Genomic DNA, 13,965 nt, shown 5'->3' on the forward strand with positions numbered 1-13,965 from the left:
CTGGTACAAAAGAATTTAAAACATTCTCATTCACCATATATTTACAAAAATTGATGCACATGCTATGTTTAAAATGAAAGCGCCATCATGAATGGGTTCATTGACATTTCATTATCATATTTCACTTGGGAAGGAAGATGGAATTGATGAAAAATTTGCTCAAAAAGGCAACCGCAATGATGCTGGCATTGGCCCTACTGCTTGGATTAATGACAGCGCCCGTTCATGCAGACACACCATTGTTCACCATCGAAAGCGAAGATGCGCAGCTCACCCCGGATCTTCAAGTGGTTACTTCAATCTATGGACAACCCAAGCCCGGATTCTCAGGGGCCGGATTTGTCTGGATGCAGAACTCTGGCACATTAACCTTCACAGTTACTGTCCCGGAAACCGGCATGTACGCAATCTCCACACGATATATGCAGGAGCTTAGTGCAGATGGTAGGTCACAAAATTTAATCGTGAATGGTGTTACGAAAGGGGCGTATATGCTGCCTTACACGACAGCATGGTCAGACTTCGATTTTGGCTTTCACAAGTTGAATCAGGGTGCCAACACGATTGAGCTGAAGGCTGGCTGGGGCTTCGCGTATTTTGATACTTTTACAGTGGATCATGCGGATTTGGACCCTTTGAATGTACAACCAGTTCTCACTGATCCTGAAGCTACACCGGAAACTCAAATTTTGATGAATTATTTAACGGAGGTATACGGAAACAACATTATTTCTGGTCAGCAAGAGATCTACGGAGGAGGGAATGACGGAGACTCGGAGCTTGAATTCGAATGGATTCATGAGCTGACCGGAAAGTATCCGGCTATCCGTGGCTTTGATCTGATGAATTATAATCCGTTGTATGGCTGGGAGGACGGTACAACCGATCGTATGATTGATTGGGTGAATAACCGTGAAGGTATTGCAACAGCTTCCTGGCATATTAATGTGCCTCGTAATTTCAATACGTATGAGCTTGGGGACTTTGTGGATTGGAAAGAGGCGACCTACAAGCCAACAGAAACGAATTTTAATACAGCAAATGCGGTAATTCCCGGTACCAAAGAGTATCAATACGTGATGATGACCATCGAGGATCTGGCAGAACAATTGCTGATTTTGCAAGATAACGATGTGCCAGTGCTTTTCCGTCCGTATCATGAAGCAGAAGGCAACGGCGGGCTGAACGGGGAAGGTGCATGGTTCTGGTGGGCTTCGGCAGGTGCAGAAGTGTACAAAGAGCTATGGGATCTGCTATATACCGAACTGACCGAGACGTATGGCTTGCACAATCTGATCTGGACCTACAACAGCTACGTATACAGCACTTCTCCTGCTTGGTATCCGGGCGATGATCAGGTAGATCTTGTTGGATATGATAAATACAATACGATCTACAACCGTTATGACGGTTTGTCCGGCGTACCGAATGAAGATGCAATTACCTCGATTTTCTATAAGCTTGTTGAGTTGACGAATGGTACGAAAATGGTAGCCATGACGGAGAACGATACGATCCCAAGTGTGAAAAATCTGACAGAGGAGAAATCAGGATGGCTGTACTTCTGTCCTTGGTATGGTGAGCATCTGATGAGTTCTGCTTTTAATTATCCGGCAACATTGAAAACGCTCTATCAAAGTGATTATGTCATTACGTTGGATGAGCTGCCAAATCTAAAGGTTAACAATCCCAACCCCAGTGCATCCATCACACCCGGAAACGTCGAATTTGACAAATACACGCCCAATCAAAGCGATAAAACCGTAACCGTGAATGCAAACGGCAATACGCTAACTGCTCTCCGGGCAGGCAACAATGCGTTGACCACAACGACAGACTATACCTTGAACGGAAGCACATTGCTGTTGAAAAAAGCTTATCTGGCAACCCTGCCAGTTGGTGAGCATTCGATTGTTCTGGATTTTAATCAAGGCCAGGACCCTGTGTTAAAAGTCAAAATTGTGGATTCAACACCGGGTACAAATGCTGTGATTTCTCCTGTGCATGCAACATTTGATAAAGCGACGAATCCCGCGCAGGATATTACCGTATCTCTCACCTTAAACGGCCGTCAGCTCACAAGCATCACAAAGGGGGATGTTACGCTTGTATCAGGTCAGAATTATACAGCATCCAGCTCTGCTGTTGTTCTGAACAAATCCTATCTTGCGACGCTTCCCCTGGGCCAGAACGTATTGACCTTTCACTTCAATGGAGGAAATGACGCTGTGCTAACGGTGAACGTCGTAGATAGCACGGTTACTGTGCCAGCGGGGGATTTGACGATTCAATCTTTTAACGGCAATACAAGTGCATCCACTAACGGCGTCTCACCCAAGTTCAAATTGATCAACTCAGGCAATTCGGCTATTCCGTTGAGTGATGTAAAACTCCGGTATTACTATACAATTGACGGGGAGGATGCTCAGAGTTTCTGGTCCGACTGGGCCAGTATGGGCAGTGCGAATGTAACGAGCAATTTCGTTAAACTGGCGACTCCAGTTGCCGGAGCGGATCATTATCTTGAAGTGGGCTTTACAAGTGCGGCGGGATCACTGAATGCGGGCCAGAGCGCAGAGGTTCAAACACGCTTTTCCAAAAACAATTGGACAAATTACACACAGACTAATGATTACTCGTTCAAGGCATCCGGTAGTCAGTTCGCAGACCATGATAAGGTTACCGGGTATGTGAATGGTCAGCTGGTATGGGGAATTGAGCCGTAAAGGTAGGTAGCACGTTTAATGGGCTGGATCAGGGGTTGAACCTCTGATCCAGCCTTTTTATGGTGTAGAAGGTGTACACCGATTAGACGGAATGTTCTTTTTCACTTTTAGTATGTGACGATATATCCATGTCTGTTAATATGCGATCTATTATCTTTTTCGTATGGCCCATGATGAACTGAAGAAGTACACCTGCACAACATACGGTTATCAACGTTCCAAGCCCGATCGGCCCACTGAGCAGGAATGCCAGAATTAGAAATACAAAGTAAATCAATGTTCTCGATACAAATAAGGGAGTTCGAGTGATTTCATGCAAGATTAATGTTAAGCGGTCAATCGGAATGGGTGCAAAATTGGTCTGTAAATAAATTGCCGTGCCGATACTGATGATCATTAAACCAATGACAAAAGTCATTAATTTGCTGTACCAAACTTCGGGTGTGATCAAGGAATCAGATACATAAAGCCAGATATCAATCCCCACACCAGTAATGAATGCAGTGACGAGACCCAGGAACTCGGGTTTTTGCTGCTTCAAAAGCGAATTACATCCAATTAATAGGAAAGCAATGATGACCTCCCAGCTTCCTACACTTAGCCCTACATGATGTGACAGCCCTACCAGAAGTGCATCAAACGGTGAGGTGCCCAGTTCAGATTGGATGGTAAGGGAAATGCCAAGTGTTAAGATTAGAATACCTGCGACAAAAAGTACATATTTCAAATTCATTCACCCTCTTTTTTTGATATTATGTTGCAAATACAACAAAATTGAGTTAAATTCAATGTAACCCTTTTTTATTGCATTTGCAACAAACGATTAACTTGTTAAAGGAATGTGAATATAGATGACGATTCGTATAGAGATATGTACCATTGAACATGTATGTGAACTGCAGGAGATTAGTTATGAGACGTTTAATGAAACGTTTAAAGCGCAAAATTCACCCGAAAATATGAAAGCTTATCTGGAAAAGGCGTTTAATCGGGAGCAATTAGAAACGGAACTGTCCATGGCGGATTCGCAATTTCTTTTTATTTATGTCAACAATCAAGTTGCTGGGTACATGAAGGTGAATATCAATGATACTCAGACGGAGAATATGGGCTTGGAATCTCTCGAGATCGAGCGTGTGTACATCAAAAAAGAGTTCCAAAAACATGGCCTTGGTAAAGTGCTGCTCTATAAAGCCATAGAGATGGCAAAAGAACATCACAAAACGAATATTTGGTTAGGGGTGTGGGAGAAAAATGAAAATGCCATCGCATTTTATGAAAAGATGGGGTTTGTACAGACAGGAGCCCATGCGTTTTACATGGGAGATGAGGAACAGATTGATTTTATAATGAAAAAAACGATACTGTAACTGGATCATCGAGGGAAAAGCTTGGGAGAAAAATGCTATTGAGCAGAATTCTTTCGGGCTTTTTTATGTTTTACCAGAACCGTTGAATAATAAAATGAAGAAATTGACGAAGTTTAAAACATAATAAATATTATGTAAACTTATTATTTTCGATGACCTTCATAAGCTGCATCTATGGCTTTAGCAAAAGTTAAAGGCCTGATTAATACATAATTAACAGGAATATTTTGCTCAATAATCGTGAAGGTAATAGGCTGATCTAAGGATCATCAATACAATTTATTAGTTTATTTCTACGTTTGGACAGTCAGCCGAAAATCGTTTTCGTTCGTATTATGTTAGATAGAGTTACGTTCTTAATAATCAGTATATAAGTTGTATATACCTCATGTTAAAAGAACTTTTTACGCAGGAAACGGACGTGATAATCCACCATGTTGAATTATTTAGTTTTAGAGCGGAAAATGGAAACTAAAATTAATATTTCAAGTGAGAAATCAGGAGGATTGGACTCTTAAAACCAGCCGAAAAAAGGAGCGAAATCGATCAATATATTAATTGGATAAATAAGGAATACATCGTTAAAAAGGCGCTACTACGCCGATTATAGATCAATTTCATATGGATTTGCGATGGATTTAGTACCGCTTTCACGTTATGCTTTTGGAAATTGGAAAGGAAGTGGGAAAAATGGAACGCGAACTGGCGTTGGAAATTGTCAGAGTAACAGAATTGGCTGCGTTAGCTTCAGCACCCTGGATGGGACGAGGCGACAAGAACAGTGCAGATGAAGCGGCTACTTTGGCCATGCGCGCCATGTTCGATTCCGTGTCCATTCGCGGCACGGTGGTAATCGGTGAAGGAGAAATGGATGAAGCACCCATGTTGTACATCGGCGAGGAAGTGGGCAACGCTGAGGGGCCTGAGGTTGACGTGGCTGTAGACCCGCTCGAAGGTACAGAAATCGTGGCCAAAGGACTAAACAACGCTCTATCGGTTATTGCAGTGGCGGGAAAAGGTAACCTGCTCCACGCACCGGACATGTACATGGAGAAACTGGCGGTAGGTCCTGCGCTTGTAGGCAAGGTCAGCATTGAAGACCCAGTTGAAGTCACACTGGAGAAAGCCGCTGCCGCATTGAACAAAAACATCTCGGACCTCACTGTGATGATTCTGGATCGTGTACGACATGAGAGCACAATCAAGACGCTACGCAAGGTTGGCGTGCGGATCAAGTTCCTCAGTGACGGTGATGTTGCAGGTGCAATGGCACCTGCCTTCCCGGAGGCAGGCATTGATCTCTATGTCGGATCTGGAGGAGCGCCAGAAGGTGTGCTGGCTGCCGCAGCGCTGTCTTGCCTTGGGGGCGAGATTCAAGGTCGCCTGATGCCTGCCAACGCGGACGAATTTCAGCGCTGCTTGCAGATGGGGATTGATAATCCTTACAAAGTGTTAACGATGCAGGATATGATCGGCACAGAGGATGTCATTTTTGCTGCAACAGGTGTGACGCCAGGTGAGATCTTGGGAGGGGTACGATATCTTGCGGATGATCGTGCCGAGACGGATTCGATTGTTATGCGTGCCAAAACCAAAACAATTCGATTCATTCGTTCCCAACACTTCCTGCCTAACAAAGAAGTGCTGCACAAAGTAAGACAGCTCCAATCCACGCCAGAACCCTCGGATCGCATTCATGCGAAAACAATGGAACAGGCTGAGTTTAGTCAATCCTCCGTTGATCTTGGCGTTACAACGACGTTGTGAGCTGCACTCCCCATAATTGAACAAACAGGATCAACTGAAATCCTTGTAGTGAGTTTGATAAGTAACTTGGACCCCTAAGATTACAGAACATGAAGTTAATGAAAATACCATCTCTGGCAAGATAATAATGAGGGCTTGGATTAATCCAAACCCTCATTATTTTTTTGTGTTAAAAGCATTGACAACGGTTACATGGCATGAGAAAATGTACGCGCGTACATAAATATCGATTTTTAATTACTACATCATTAATAGGTGAGCTAGAAGGGGGTGAAATTCATGGCATCTCGTAAAGAAGTGGCTGATCTTGCGGGTGTTTCCGAGGCGACGGTCTCCCGGGTGCTTAATGGGGTAGGTCCAATTAAAGAAGAGACACGCCGCAAGGTTCTTGAAGCTTCCGAACAGTTAGGCTATGTGCCCAGCGCTCTTGCTCGCAGTTTTGCCAGAAGTAAAAGCGGGAACCTTGGCGTGGTATTACCTTATGTTCCGAAGGCGCATCTGTTCTCGGCGTATTTTTTCTCGGAAATGCTGAGTGGGATTGGAAGCAAAGCCAGAGACAATAGCATGGACCTGTTGGTTATGTTCCGAACACCCGGTGAAGTGATGAATTATACGGATCTGTTCCGGCGTCAGAAAGTGGACGCCTGCATTATCCTTGGTGCCAGAGATGATCATGAAGAACTGGCGGCCATGCAGCAACTTCATCAGGAAGGACACCCATTCTGTGTCATGAATCAGCATTTTGAGGGCCAATCGTTCACGGAAGTGGATGCGGATCATGTGGAAGGAAGCAGACTTGCCATACGTCATCTTACGGATCAGGGGTATCGCAAAATCGCTTTTCTCAATGGTCCGGACAGCTATTCTAACAGCCAGGAGCGAATGGAAGGCGTTCGTCTTGGCCTGCAAGAAGCAGGTATGGAGCTGGACCCGAGTCTATTGCTTAAAGGGAATTATAGTAGACGAAGTGGCATTGAGGCGGCAGCGATTGTAGCAGATCGCCTACATGAGATTGATGCTGTATTTGCGGCCAATGACCGGATGGCCATTGGTGTCATGCATGGTTTGCGTGAGCGGGGAATAAGGCCTGCGGATTTTCCGGCATTTGTGGGTTATGACGACTCCGATGCCGCCGAGATGGCGGTTCCGCCGCTGAGCAGCGTCAGGGTTCCATTTTTTGCGATGGGTGAACTTGCAGTATCGAAGCTTATGCATGGGTCTGTGGGTGATACACATAAAGCGAATAACTCTGTTGTAGCGGTAACCGAATCAGCGAGAGCGTTGTTGCCTACCGAACTGATCATCCGTGCTTCTTCTATCCGTCAATAGTTAATTGGTACACATATTGAAAGACTTTTTATTATTCCAAAGGAGGAAATGACCATGTCAAATCGTCTTCGTGTCGGAATGGTTGGATACAAGTTTATGGGGAAGGCCCACAGTAATGCCTATCGCAGTCTGCCGATGTTTTTCCCGTCTGCTCCGTTGCAGCCTGAGATGTCTGTGATCTGTGGACGTAACGAGCAGGGAGTGCAGGAGGCAGCGAATCAGTTCGGTTGGTCCGAAAGTGTAACTGATTGGCGTGAACTGGTGAAGCGGGATGATATCGATCTGATTGATATTAATGCGCCAAGTGATGCCCATAAGGAAATTGCGTTGGAAGCAGCTCGTCAGGGCAAACATCTGTTTTGTGAGAAACCACTGGCCTTGTCACTTGCGGATTCGCGTGAGATGCTTCAGGCAGCAGAGGATGCTGGAGTCGCACATATGGTGGGGTTCAACTACCGTTTCTCACCTGCGGTGCAATTAGCGAAGGATCTGGTGGAGAGCGGACGATTAGGTAAAATCTATCATTTCCGTGCTTTTTTCTTGCAGGACTGGATCATGGACCCTTCGTTCCCGCTGGTATGGCGTTTGCAAAAAGAAGTGGCTGGCTCCGGTTCCCATGGGGATCTGGGCGCGCATTTAATCGATCTGGCTCGTTTCCTTGTTGGTGAATTCCAGGAAGTCATCGGCATGAGCGAAACATTCATCAAAGAACGACCACTTGCAGCCGAGATGACCGGACTAAGTGCCAAGGGCAGTTCCAATGCAGATGCACCGATGGGAGAAGTAACTGTTGATGATGCCACACTATTCCTGGCACGATTCGCAGGAGGTGCACTGGGTAGCTTCGAGGCTACACGCTTTGCAGCGGGGCATCGTAGTACGAACTCGTTTGAGATTAACGGCAGTCTCGGTAGCGTACGATTTGATTTTGAACGGATGAACGAACTGGAAGTGTATTTTACAAAGGATGAAGAGGACGTACAAGGATTCCGCCGAGTACTGGCAACCGATCCTGCACACAAATATGCCGAAGCCTGGTGGCCTGCCGGACATACGATTGGATTCGAGCACACGTTCACGCATGAAATGCTGGAGCTGGTGACAGCGATCTCTGAAGGACGCCAACCATCACCGAGTTTCCACGATGGGGTCGCTTGTCAGGCTGTACTGGAAGCGGTAGAACGTTCGGTAACAGAACGGCGCTGGGTGACGCTTGAAGAGATGTGAGCAAGCAAAACAGTGACGTCAGAAATAAGGTTGAACACAACTAAACTAGGCGAAAGCGAGTGAATAAACGATGAGTAAAGCACTGATTGTATGGGGCGGCTGGGATGGACATGAACCGGAGCAGGTAGCAGCGATTTTTGAGCGTATTTTGAAGGAAGAACAGTTTGAGGTTGAAGTCTCAAATACGTTGGAGTCTTATGCGGATGCCGAGAAGCTGCTAGGTCTGGATCTGATCGTGCCGTTGTGGACAATGGGACAGATTGAGCAAGAACTCGTCAATAACGTATCAGCGGCTGTTCAGAGCGGTGTTGGCTTGGCTGGTCTTCATGGGGGGATGTGTGATGCCTTCCGAAATAACGTAGACTGGCAGTTTATGACGGGTGGACAATGGGTTGCTCATCCAGGCAATGATGGTGTGGAGTATATGGTAAACATGAAGCGTGGCTCTAGCCCGTTATTGGATCATATTGAAGATTTTCAGGTGAAAAGTGAACAGTACTACCTGCACGTAGACCCGGCAGTGGAAGTGCTGGCAACAACTCGTTTTCCAGTGGTGGCTGGTCCGCATGCGGCGAATGGTCCTGTAGATATGCCTGTTGTCTGGACGAAACGCTGGGGCGCAGGACGGGTATTCTATAACTCCCTGGGACATCATGCAGACATTGTAGACATGAAACCCGTGACTGAAATGATGCGCAGTGGATTCAAATGGACAGCAGCAGGCAAAGAACTTGCCAAGAGTCGAGTAAGTTCAGCAACCGAAGTGTACACAGGTATGGCGGACAACCAGAACTAATGAGATTGTAGTTGGATTGCAAACGTAACTTCAGTGTTAACCATTCATCCTCAATGGATAAACCATTTCTGATCCACGGCGAAGGGAGCCCCAGGTATGAAAACAATGAAAGTAGGCATTATTGGCTGCGGTAAAATCAGCGGTATTTATATGGAAAACTGTCACCGGTTCGAGGTGCTGGAACTTGTTGCTGTTGCGGATCTCGACCGGAAACGTGCCGAGGAGCAGGCAGCAGCCTATAACGTGCCTAACGTATACAGCGTCGACGAAATCTTGGCTGATCCCGAGATTGAGCTTATTATCAACCTGACGATTCCTTCCGTTCATGCGGATGTATGCTTGCGGGCACTTGAATCTGGCAAACATGTGTATGTAGAAAAACCGCTCGCGGTTACCCGTGAAGAAGGGCAGGCCGTGCTCGAAACAGCGAAGCGTAAAGGATTGCTTGTGGGCTGTGCACCAGAAACGTTCTTTGGTTCAGGTATCCAGACTTCACTTCAATTGGTGGAAGAAGGGGTAATCGGCAAGCCGGTGGCGGCGACCGCATTTATGATGAGTCGTGGTCATGAGCACTGGCACCCAGATCCGGAGTTTTATTACGCGTCAGGCGGTGGGCCAATGTTTGACATGGGTCCGTACTACCTCACGGCATTGGTCCAACTAATGGGCCCGATCAAGTCGATCGCAGGCATGACAGGTAAAGCCATGGAAGAGCGCACGATTACGAGTGAGAAAAAGAGAGGTCAGACGGTTCCCGTCGAAATTCCAACTCACGTTACCGGTCTGTTACAGTTTGAACAGGGGGCCATTGGCACACTGATTACAAGTTTTGACGTATTTGGCGGAAGTGCACTGCCACCGATTGAGATATATGGCACGCATGGTACATTGCAAGTACCTGACCCTAACACCTTTGGTGGTCCGGTTCGTTATCGCTTGCTGGGTGAACATGAATGGACGGAAGTTCCGCTTCTCCCAGGATATCAGGAAAATACACGCGGCATCGGTGTGGCAGATATGGCCTATGCAGCACATAGTGGACGTGCACACCGTGCGAGTGGGGAGCTGGCATACCACGTACTTGAGGCCATGTGGGCATTCCACGATTCATCAGATGAACAGACGTTCTACCAGATGAAAAGCTCGTGTCAGCGCCCGGCTGCATTGCCGGTGGATCTGCCATTGTATACATTGGATAAATAAGATAGCCATTATGACTTATATCATGATAAACAGCCCCTTTTCCTTCGAACAAGGAAAGGGGCTGTTTTTTATTAAATCAAAAAAATCTGGGAATAACAGCGATCGGAAGGTTGTTCTGTCATTGGAGTGTCCAGTGTAAATATTCTTTAGTTCAACTTATATAGCCATTTATGGCTCAAATCCCGCCTGACTGATCCAGATCTCATCCTCGGCAAAACAGTCTTTCATCCGCTGAACTACAGTCTGATACGCATCTGGATGATACCAATGCTCCATCCCCACTTGCTGATAGAGCGACTCCATGCCGAGTCGACGGGTGCGCTTGCCCTCACTGCCGTCGCCCATGAAGTAATCGTCAATGCATACACGTTGAACCAGAGGTCTCAATATGGCTGCAAACTGTTCACTGCTGGGTAATACGGGAGCAATCGCAACCTGCGTGGGTATTCCGGCATCCCGCAACTGTTCCAATGCACGTAATCGGCCCGCAATTGGGGGAGCGGAAGGACTGAAATGCTTGCGCATATCGTCCAGATCCGTCTCCACCGTCATGCTGACCCGAACCCGGTCACCTAACTGCTGTAGCAGATCTATATCCCGGGTAACGAGTGGACTGCGGGTTTGGACTAATACAAAATCGGGCGGATGCTGTACCATCGTTTCAAGTAATGAACGCGTGATACACTCCTTGTATTCGGCGGGTTGATACGGGTCGGTACTGGATGACATGAACAGAGTAACTTTCCCTTTGGTCAGGGCACGCTGCAACTCTTTGGCGAACACCCGGGAGGCCTCTTGTTTTACATCCACCCAGCTCCCCCAATCCTCTTTACGAAATAGGGAGACAGGCATCTGTCTGACATAACAATAAGAACAACCGAAGGCGCAGCCTGTGTAAGGATTCAGTGTATGTGTATATCCATTAAGAAACCCTGTCCCCTTGTTGAGTAACGTTTTGGGTACTTTGTAAGTAAGATTTGTCTTCATAAGTTCTCATGCCTTTCGCGGTAGTGTGCAGGTGTGAGACCTGTGTGTTTGCGAAATACAGTAATGAAATAAGCTGAGTTAGGTATACCGACATGGCGGCCAATATCGGTGACGGTAAGTCCGGTATGCTCAAGCAACTTCCGGGCTTCGGTAATTCGTTTATCCTGAATATATTGAACCGGTGTGCGGCCTGTAATCCGCTTGAACACACGATGTAGATGATAAGGACTGCCATGACTTACAGTGGCAAGGACCTCTAACGATAGAGGTTCGGCGTAATGATGTTCGATGTAATCCGTGATCCCGTATATCCACTCCTGATCAGGTACCCGCTCGCCTGTAGGTTTACAACGTTTGCAGGGTCTGAACTTTCGTGCCAATGCTTCTTCAACATGTTGGAATATCAGCACGTTTTCAGCTTTGGGTGCTCTGGACTTACAGGAAGGTCGGCAAAAGATACCCGTTGTCTGCACACCATAAAAGAACGTTCCATCATAAGAATTATCGTTGTTGATGATGGCATGCCAGTATTTTTCATCTATAGATTTGGGCAGTATGCGATCTTGATCTGGACTTTCCACGGTGATCACCTCATCTCTAATTATACCCCTGATTCCAAGGGATTGACGAAGTTTCAACTTAAAAAGCAAGATATCAATATTTGGGGATATGGCTCCTTCCTTCAATCTGAACGAAATATGAGCTACAATATACAAGATGGTATACAGGTTTAGAACTCAAATGAAATTTATAGATGAAAGAGGTAGGTAAGCATGGTTCGTTTTGGCGTAGTGGGTACCAACTGGATTACAGAAAGGCTTCTTGAAGCCGCAGCACAGGTTGAAGGGTTCAAATTAACCGCCGTGTATTCAAGAACTGAAGATAAGGCTAATGCATTTGCAGATAAATATGATGTGGAACACCGATTCACCGATCTGGAAAAGTTGGCGGCAAGTGATGTGATTGATGCAGTCTACATCGCAACACCGAATACGGTTCATGCGGAGCAGGCTGAGCTTTTTCTGAGAAACGGTAAACATGTATTGTGCGAGAAACCTCTGGCTGCGAATAGCGCGGAAGTTCGGAGTATGATCGATACAGCACGAAAACATCAGGTTCTGCTCATGGAAGCGATGAAATCGACTCTTGTTCCCCAGTTCAAAATGGTGCAGAAGAGCCTGCATAAAATCGGTCCTGTCCGCAAATACGTAGCAGGATACTCTCAATATTCTTCGCGTTACGACAAGTACAAAGAGGGGATTGTCCTGAACGCGTTCAAGCCTGAACTCGCTAATGGGGCATTAATGGATCTCGGTGTGTATTGTCTCTATCCATTGATTACGTTGTTCGGTGAACCTAACCGGGTTCAATCCCAAGCGATGATGCTGGAATCTGGCGTGGATGGACAAGGTAGTGTGCTGCTGGACTATGATGGGATGGATGCGGTCGTTACATACTCCAAAATCTCCAACTCTCATCTACCAAGCGAAATCATGGGTGAGCTGGGCAGCATCATCATTGACAAGATTGGCTCACCGGAACATGCAGAGATACGTTACAATGACGGTACGGTGGAGCAGCTCACAGTCGAACAAAACCATCCGGCGATGTATTATGAAGTGGAGGAGTTCGTGAATCTGGTTCAGCAAGGACAAAAGGAGTCCGACATGAACACGTATGAACGTTCCTATGTGACGATGCAGGTCATGGATCAGATTCGGAAGCAGATTGGGCTTGTGTTCCCTAACGATTGATTCAAGCGCAGGAAAGGAAGCTGAGACGAGACGAGACGAGATGAGATGAGCAACAATGGAGAGCGTCAGAAGAACAGCCGAGAAGATCAGCAGTCCAATGAATCTGGAGGTTTGGAACTGACACAGATCGTTTTCATAGGAAGAACCTTCGAGGAGTATATGAAAATGTTCAACCTGACGGTGGAGGATCTTACAGGCAAGTCCATTCTGGATTGTCCAGGCGGTGCCTGTTCGTTTAGTAGCCAAGCGCGCAAATTAGGTGCCAACCCCATGGCCGTGGATATGGCCTACAAATATGAGATCGACGAACTTGAAGTAAAGGGATTCCAGGATATTGAGCATACGATGAAACAGATGGAACCGGTGCAAAGCATATATGTGTGGGATCAATTTGGATCAATCCAGGGGTTAAAGGAAGAGCGAACTCGTGCCATCACAGATTGCGTCGCAGATATGAGAATGTTTCCTGACCGTTATGTGACGTCTGTGCTCCCGGATCTACCCTTTGCCGATGAACAATTCGATCTGACGTTATCCGCCCATTTCCTGTTTACGTATGCGGATCGATTGGATGTTGATTTTCATGTTGTAACCGTAATGGAACTGTTGCGTGTGAGCAAACGAGAGGTTCGTATTTTTCCAACTGTGGATCTGTCTGGTGAACGTTACAAGCACATGGATGAATTAAAATTAATACTCGAAGAGCTTGGGTACACGGTATCCGAAGAACCAACTTCATATGAGTTTCAACGGAATGCTCACACCATGCTTCAAATTGTTAAACATAATCGAACGAGATAGGAGGT

The 13,965-nt window shown here is 46.3% G+C and carries 12 protein-coding genes; 9 read left to right on the top strand and 3 right to left on the bottom strand.

Annotated features, from left to right (window positions below; genetic code table 11):
• Window positions 1–146 precede the first annotated feature (146 nt).
• A complete protein-coding gene (locus tag ACDJ59_RS08575; protein ID WP_413408378.1) occupies window positions 147–2,726 on the top strand; it encodes a X2-like carbohydrate binding domain-containing protein in 2,580 nt (859 codons plus the stop codon).
• Window positions 2,727–2,808: 82 nt separating this feature from the next.
• Here ACDJ59_RS08575 and ACDJ59_RS08580 read toward each other — a convergent pair whose 3' ends face one another.
• Window positions 2,809–3,453: a YczE/YyaS/YitT family protein gene (locus ACDJ59_RS08580; RefSeq protein WP_413408379.1), complete on the bottom strand. Its 645-nt coding sequence runs from the start codon at window positions 3,451–3,453 to the stop codon at window positions 2,809–2,811.
• 124 nt (window positions 3,454–3,577) lie between these two features.
• Between ACDJ59_RS08580 and ACDJ59_RS08585 the strand changes: the two genes are divergently transcribed.
• From ACDJ59_RS08585 to ACDJ59_RS08610, 6 genes are all read left to right on the top strand, one after another.
• Window positions 3,578–4,096, top strand: coding sequence for a GNAT family N-acetyltransferase (locus tag ACDJ59_RS08585; RefSeq protein WP_413408380.1), 519 nt, complete (start codon window positions 3,578–3,580; stop codon window positions 4,094–4,096).
• 690 nt (window positions 4,097–4,786) lie between these two features.
• Complete coding sequence (gene glpX, locus ACDJ59_RS08590) at window positions 4,787–5,863, top strand: class II fructose-bisphosphatase (protein ID WP_413408381.1); 1,077 nt, start codon at window positions 4,787–4,789, stop codon at window positions 5,861–5,863.
• A 279-nt stretch (window positions 5,864–6,142) separates the two neighbouring features.
• Window positions 6,143–7,192, top strand: coding sequence for a LacI family DNA-binding transcriptional regulator (locus ACDJ59_RS08595; protein WP_413408383.1), 1,050 nt, complete (start codon window positions 6,143–6,145; stop codon window positions 7,190–7,192).
• A gap of 54 nt (window positions 7,193–7,246) precedes the next feature.
• The gene (locus ACDJ59_RS08600; protein ID WP_413408384.1) at window positions 7,247–8,419 is read left to right on the top strand and encodes a Gfo/Idh/MocA family protein; all 1,173 of its coding nucleotides are present in this window, start codon (window positions 7,247–7,249) and stop codon (window positions 8,417–8,419) included.
• A gap of 70 nt (window positions 8,420–8,489) precedes the next feature.
• Window positions 8,490–9,215: a ThuA domain-containing protein gene (locus ACDJ59_RS08605; protein ID WP_047843313.1), complete on the top strand. Its 726-nt coding sequence runs from the start codon at window positions 8,490–8,492 to the stop codon at window positions 9,213–9,215.
• Between the two features lie 96 nt (window positions 9,216–9,311).
• Window positions 9,312–10,418 (top strand): Gfo/Idh/MocA family protein, encoded by a 1,107-nt coding sequence (locus ACDJ59_RS08610; RefSeq protein ID WP_047843312.1) that lies wholly within the window; start codon window positions 9,312–9,314, stop codon window positions 10,416–10,418.
• Window positions 10,419–10,586: 168 nt separating this feature from the next.
• On the opposite strand, the gene ACDJ59_RS08615 is transcribed toward ACDJ59_RS08610, so the two are convergent.
• Both ACDJ59_RS08615 and ACDJ59_RS08620 read right to left on the bottom strand, forming a co-directional pair.
• On the bottom strand, window positions 10,587–11,405 hold the full coding sequence (locus ACDJ59_RS08615; RefSeq protein ID WP_413408386.1) for a radical SAM protein: 819 nt from the start codon (window positions 11,403–11,405) through the stop codon (window positions 10,587–10,589).
• Complete coding sequence (locus tag ACDJ59_RS08620; protein WP_413408388.1) at window positions 11,402–11,986, bottom strand: bifunctional transcriptional activator/DNA repair enzyme AdaA; 585 nt, start codon at window positions 11,984–11,986, stop codon at window positions 11,402–11,404. Before ACDJ59_RS08620 ends, ACDJ59_RS08615 begins: the two co-directional genes overlap by 4 nt.
• Window positions 11,987–12,178: 192 nt before the next feature.
• On the opposite strand from ACDJ59_RS08620, the gene ACDJ59_RS08625 reads away from it, so the two are divergent.
• Together ACDJ59_RS08625 and ACDJ59_RS08630 are read left to right on the top strand one after the other, a co-directional pair.
• Window positions 12,179–13,159, top strand: coding sequence for a Gfo/Idh/MocA family protein (locus ACDJ59_RS08625; protein WP_413408390.1), 981 nt, complete (start codon window positions 12,179–12,181; stop codon window positions 13,157–13,159).
• Between the two features lie 45 nt (window positions 13,160–13,204).
• The gene (locus ACDJ59_RS08630; protein WP_413408391.1) at window positions 13,205–13,960 is read left to right on the top strand and encodes an SAM-dependent methyltransferase; all 756 of its coding nucleotides are present in this window, start codon (window positions 13,205–13,207) and stop codon (window positions 13,958–13,960) included.
• Window positions 13,961–13,965: the final 5 nt, after the last annotated feature.

Origin of the sequence: Paenibacillus amylolyticus (assembly GCF_047302515.1) — a bacterium.
Classification (GTDB): Bacteria; Bacillota; Bacilli; order Paenibacillales; family Paenibacillaceae; genus Paenibacillus; species Paenibacillus amylolyticus_G.

What these genes read in the sequence shown, in the direction of transcription:
- ACDJ59_RS08625 (WP_413408390.1), top strand. Translation starts at nt 12,179, where the DNA reads ATGGTTCGTTTTGGCGTAGTGGGTACCAACTGGATTACAGAAAGGCTT.
- ACDJ59_RS08615 (WP_413408386.1), bottom strand. Translation starts at nt 11,405, where the DNA reads ATGAAGACAAATCTTACTTACAAAGTACCCAAAACGTTACTCAACAAG.
- ACDJ59_RS08595 (WP_413408383.1), top strand. Translation starts at nt 6,143, where the DNA reads ATGGCATCTCGTAAAGAAGTGGCTGATCTTGCGGGTGTTTCCGAGGCG.
- glpX (WP_413408381.1), top strand. Translation starts at nt 4,787, where the DNA reads ATGGAACGCGAACTGGCGTTGGAAATTGTCAGAGTAACAGAATTGGCT.
- ACDJ59_RS08605 (WP_047843313.1), top strand. Translation starts at nt 8,490, where the DNA reads ATGAGTAAAGCACTGATTGTATGGGGCGGCTGGGATGGACATGAACCG.
- ACDJ59_RS08600 (WP_413408384.1), top strand. Translation starts at nt 7,247, where the DNA reads ATGTCAAATCGTCTTCGTGTCGGAATGGTTGGATACAAGTTTATGGGG.
- ACDJ59_RS08585 (WP_413408380.1), top strand. Translation starts at nt 3,578, where the DNA reads ATGACGATTCGTATAGAGATATGTACCATTGAACATGTATGTGAACTG.
- ACDJ59_RS08610 (WP_047843312.1), top strand. Translation starts at nt 9,312, where the DNA reads ATGAAAACAATGAAAGTAGGCATTATTGGCTGCGGTAAAATCAGCGGT.
- ACDJ59_RS08575 (WP_413408378.1), top strand. Translation starts at nt 147, where the DNA reads ATGAAAAATTTGCTCAAAAAGGCAACCGCAATGATGCTGGCATTGGCC.
- ACDJ59_RS08630 (WP_413408391.1), top strand. Translation starts at nt 13,205, where the DNA reads ATGAGCAACAATGGAGAGCGTCAGAAGAACAGCCGAGAAGATCAGCAG.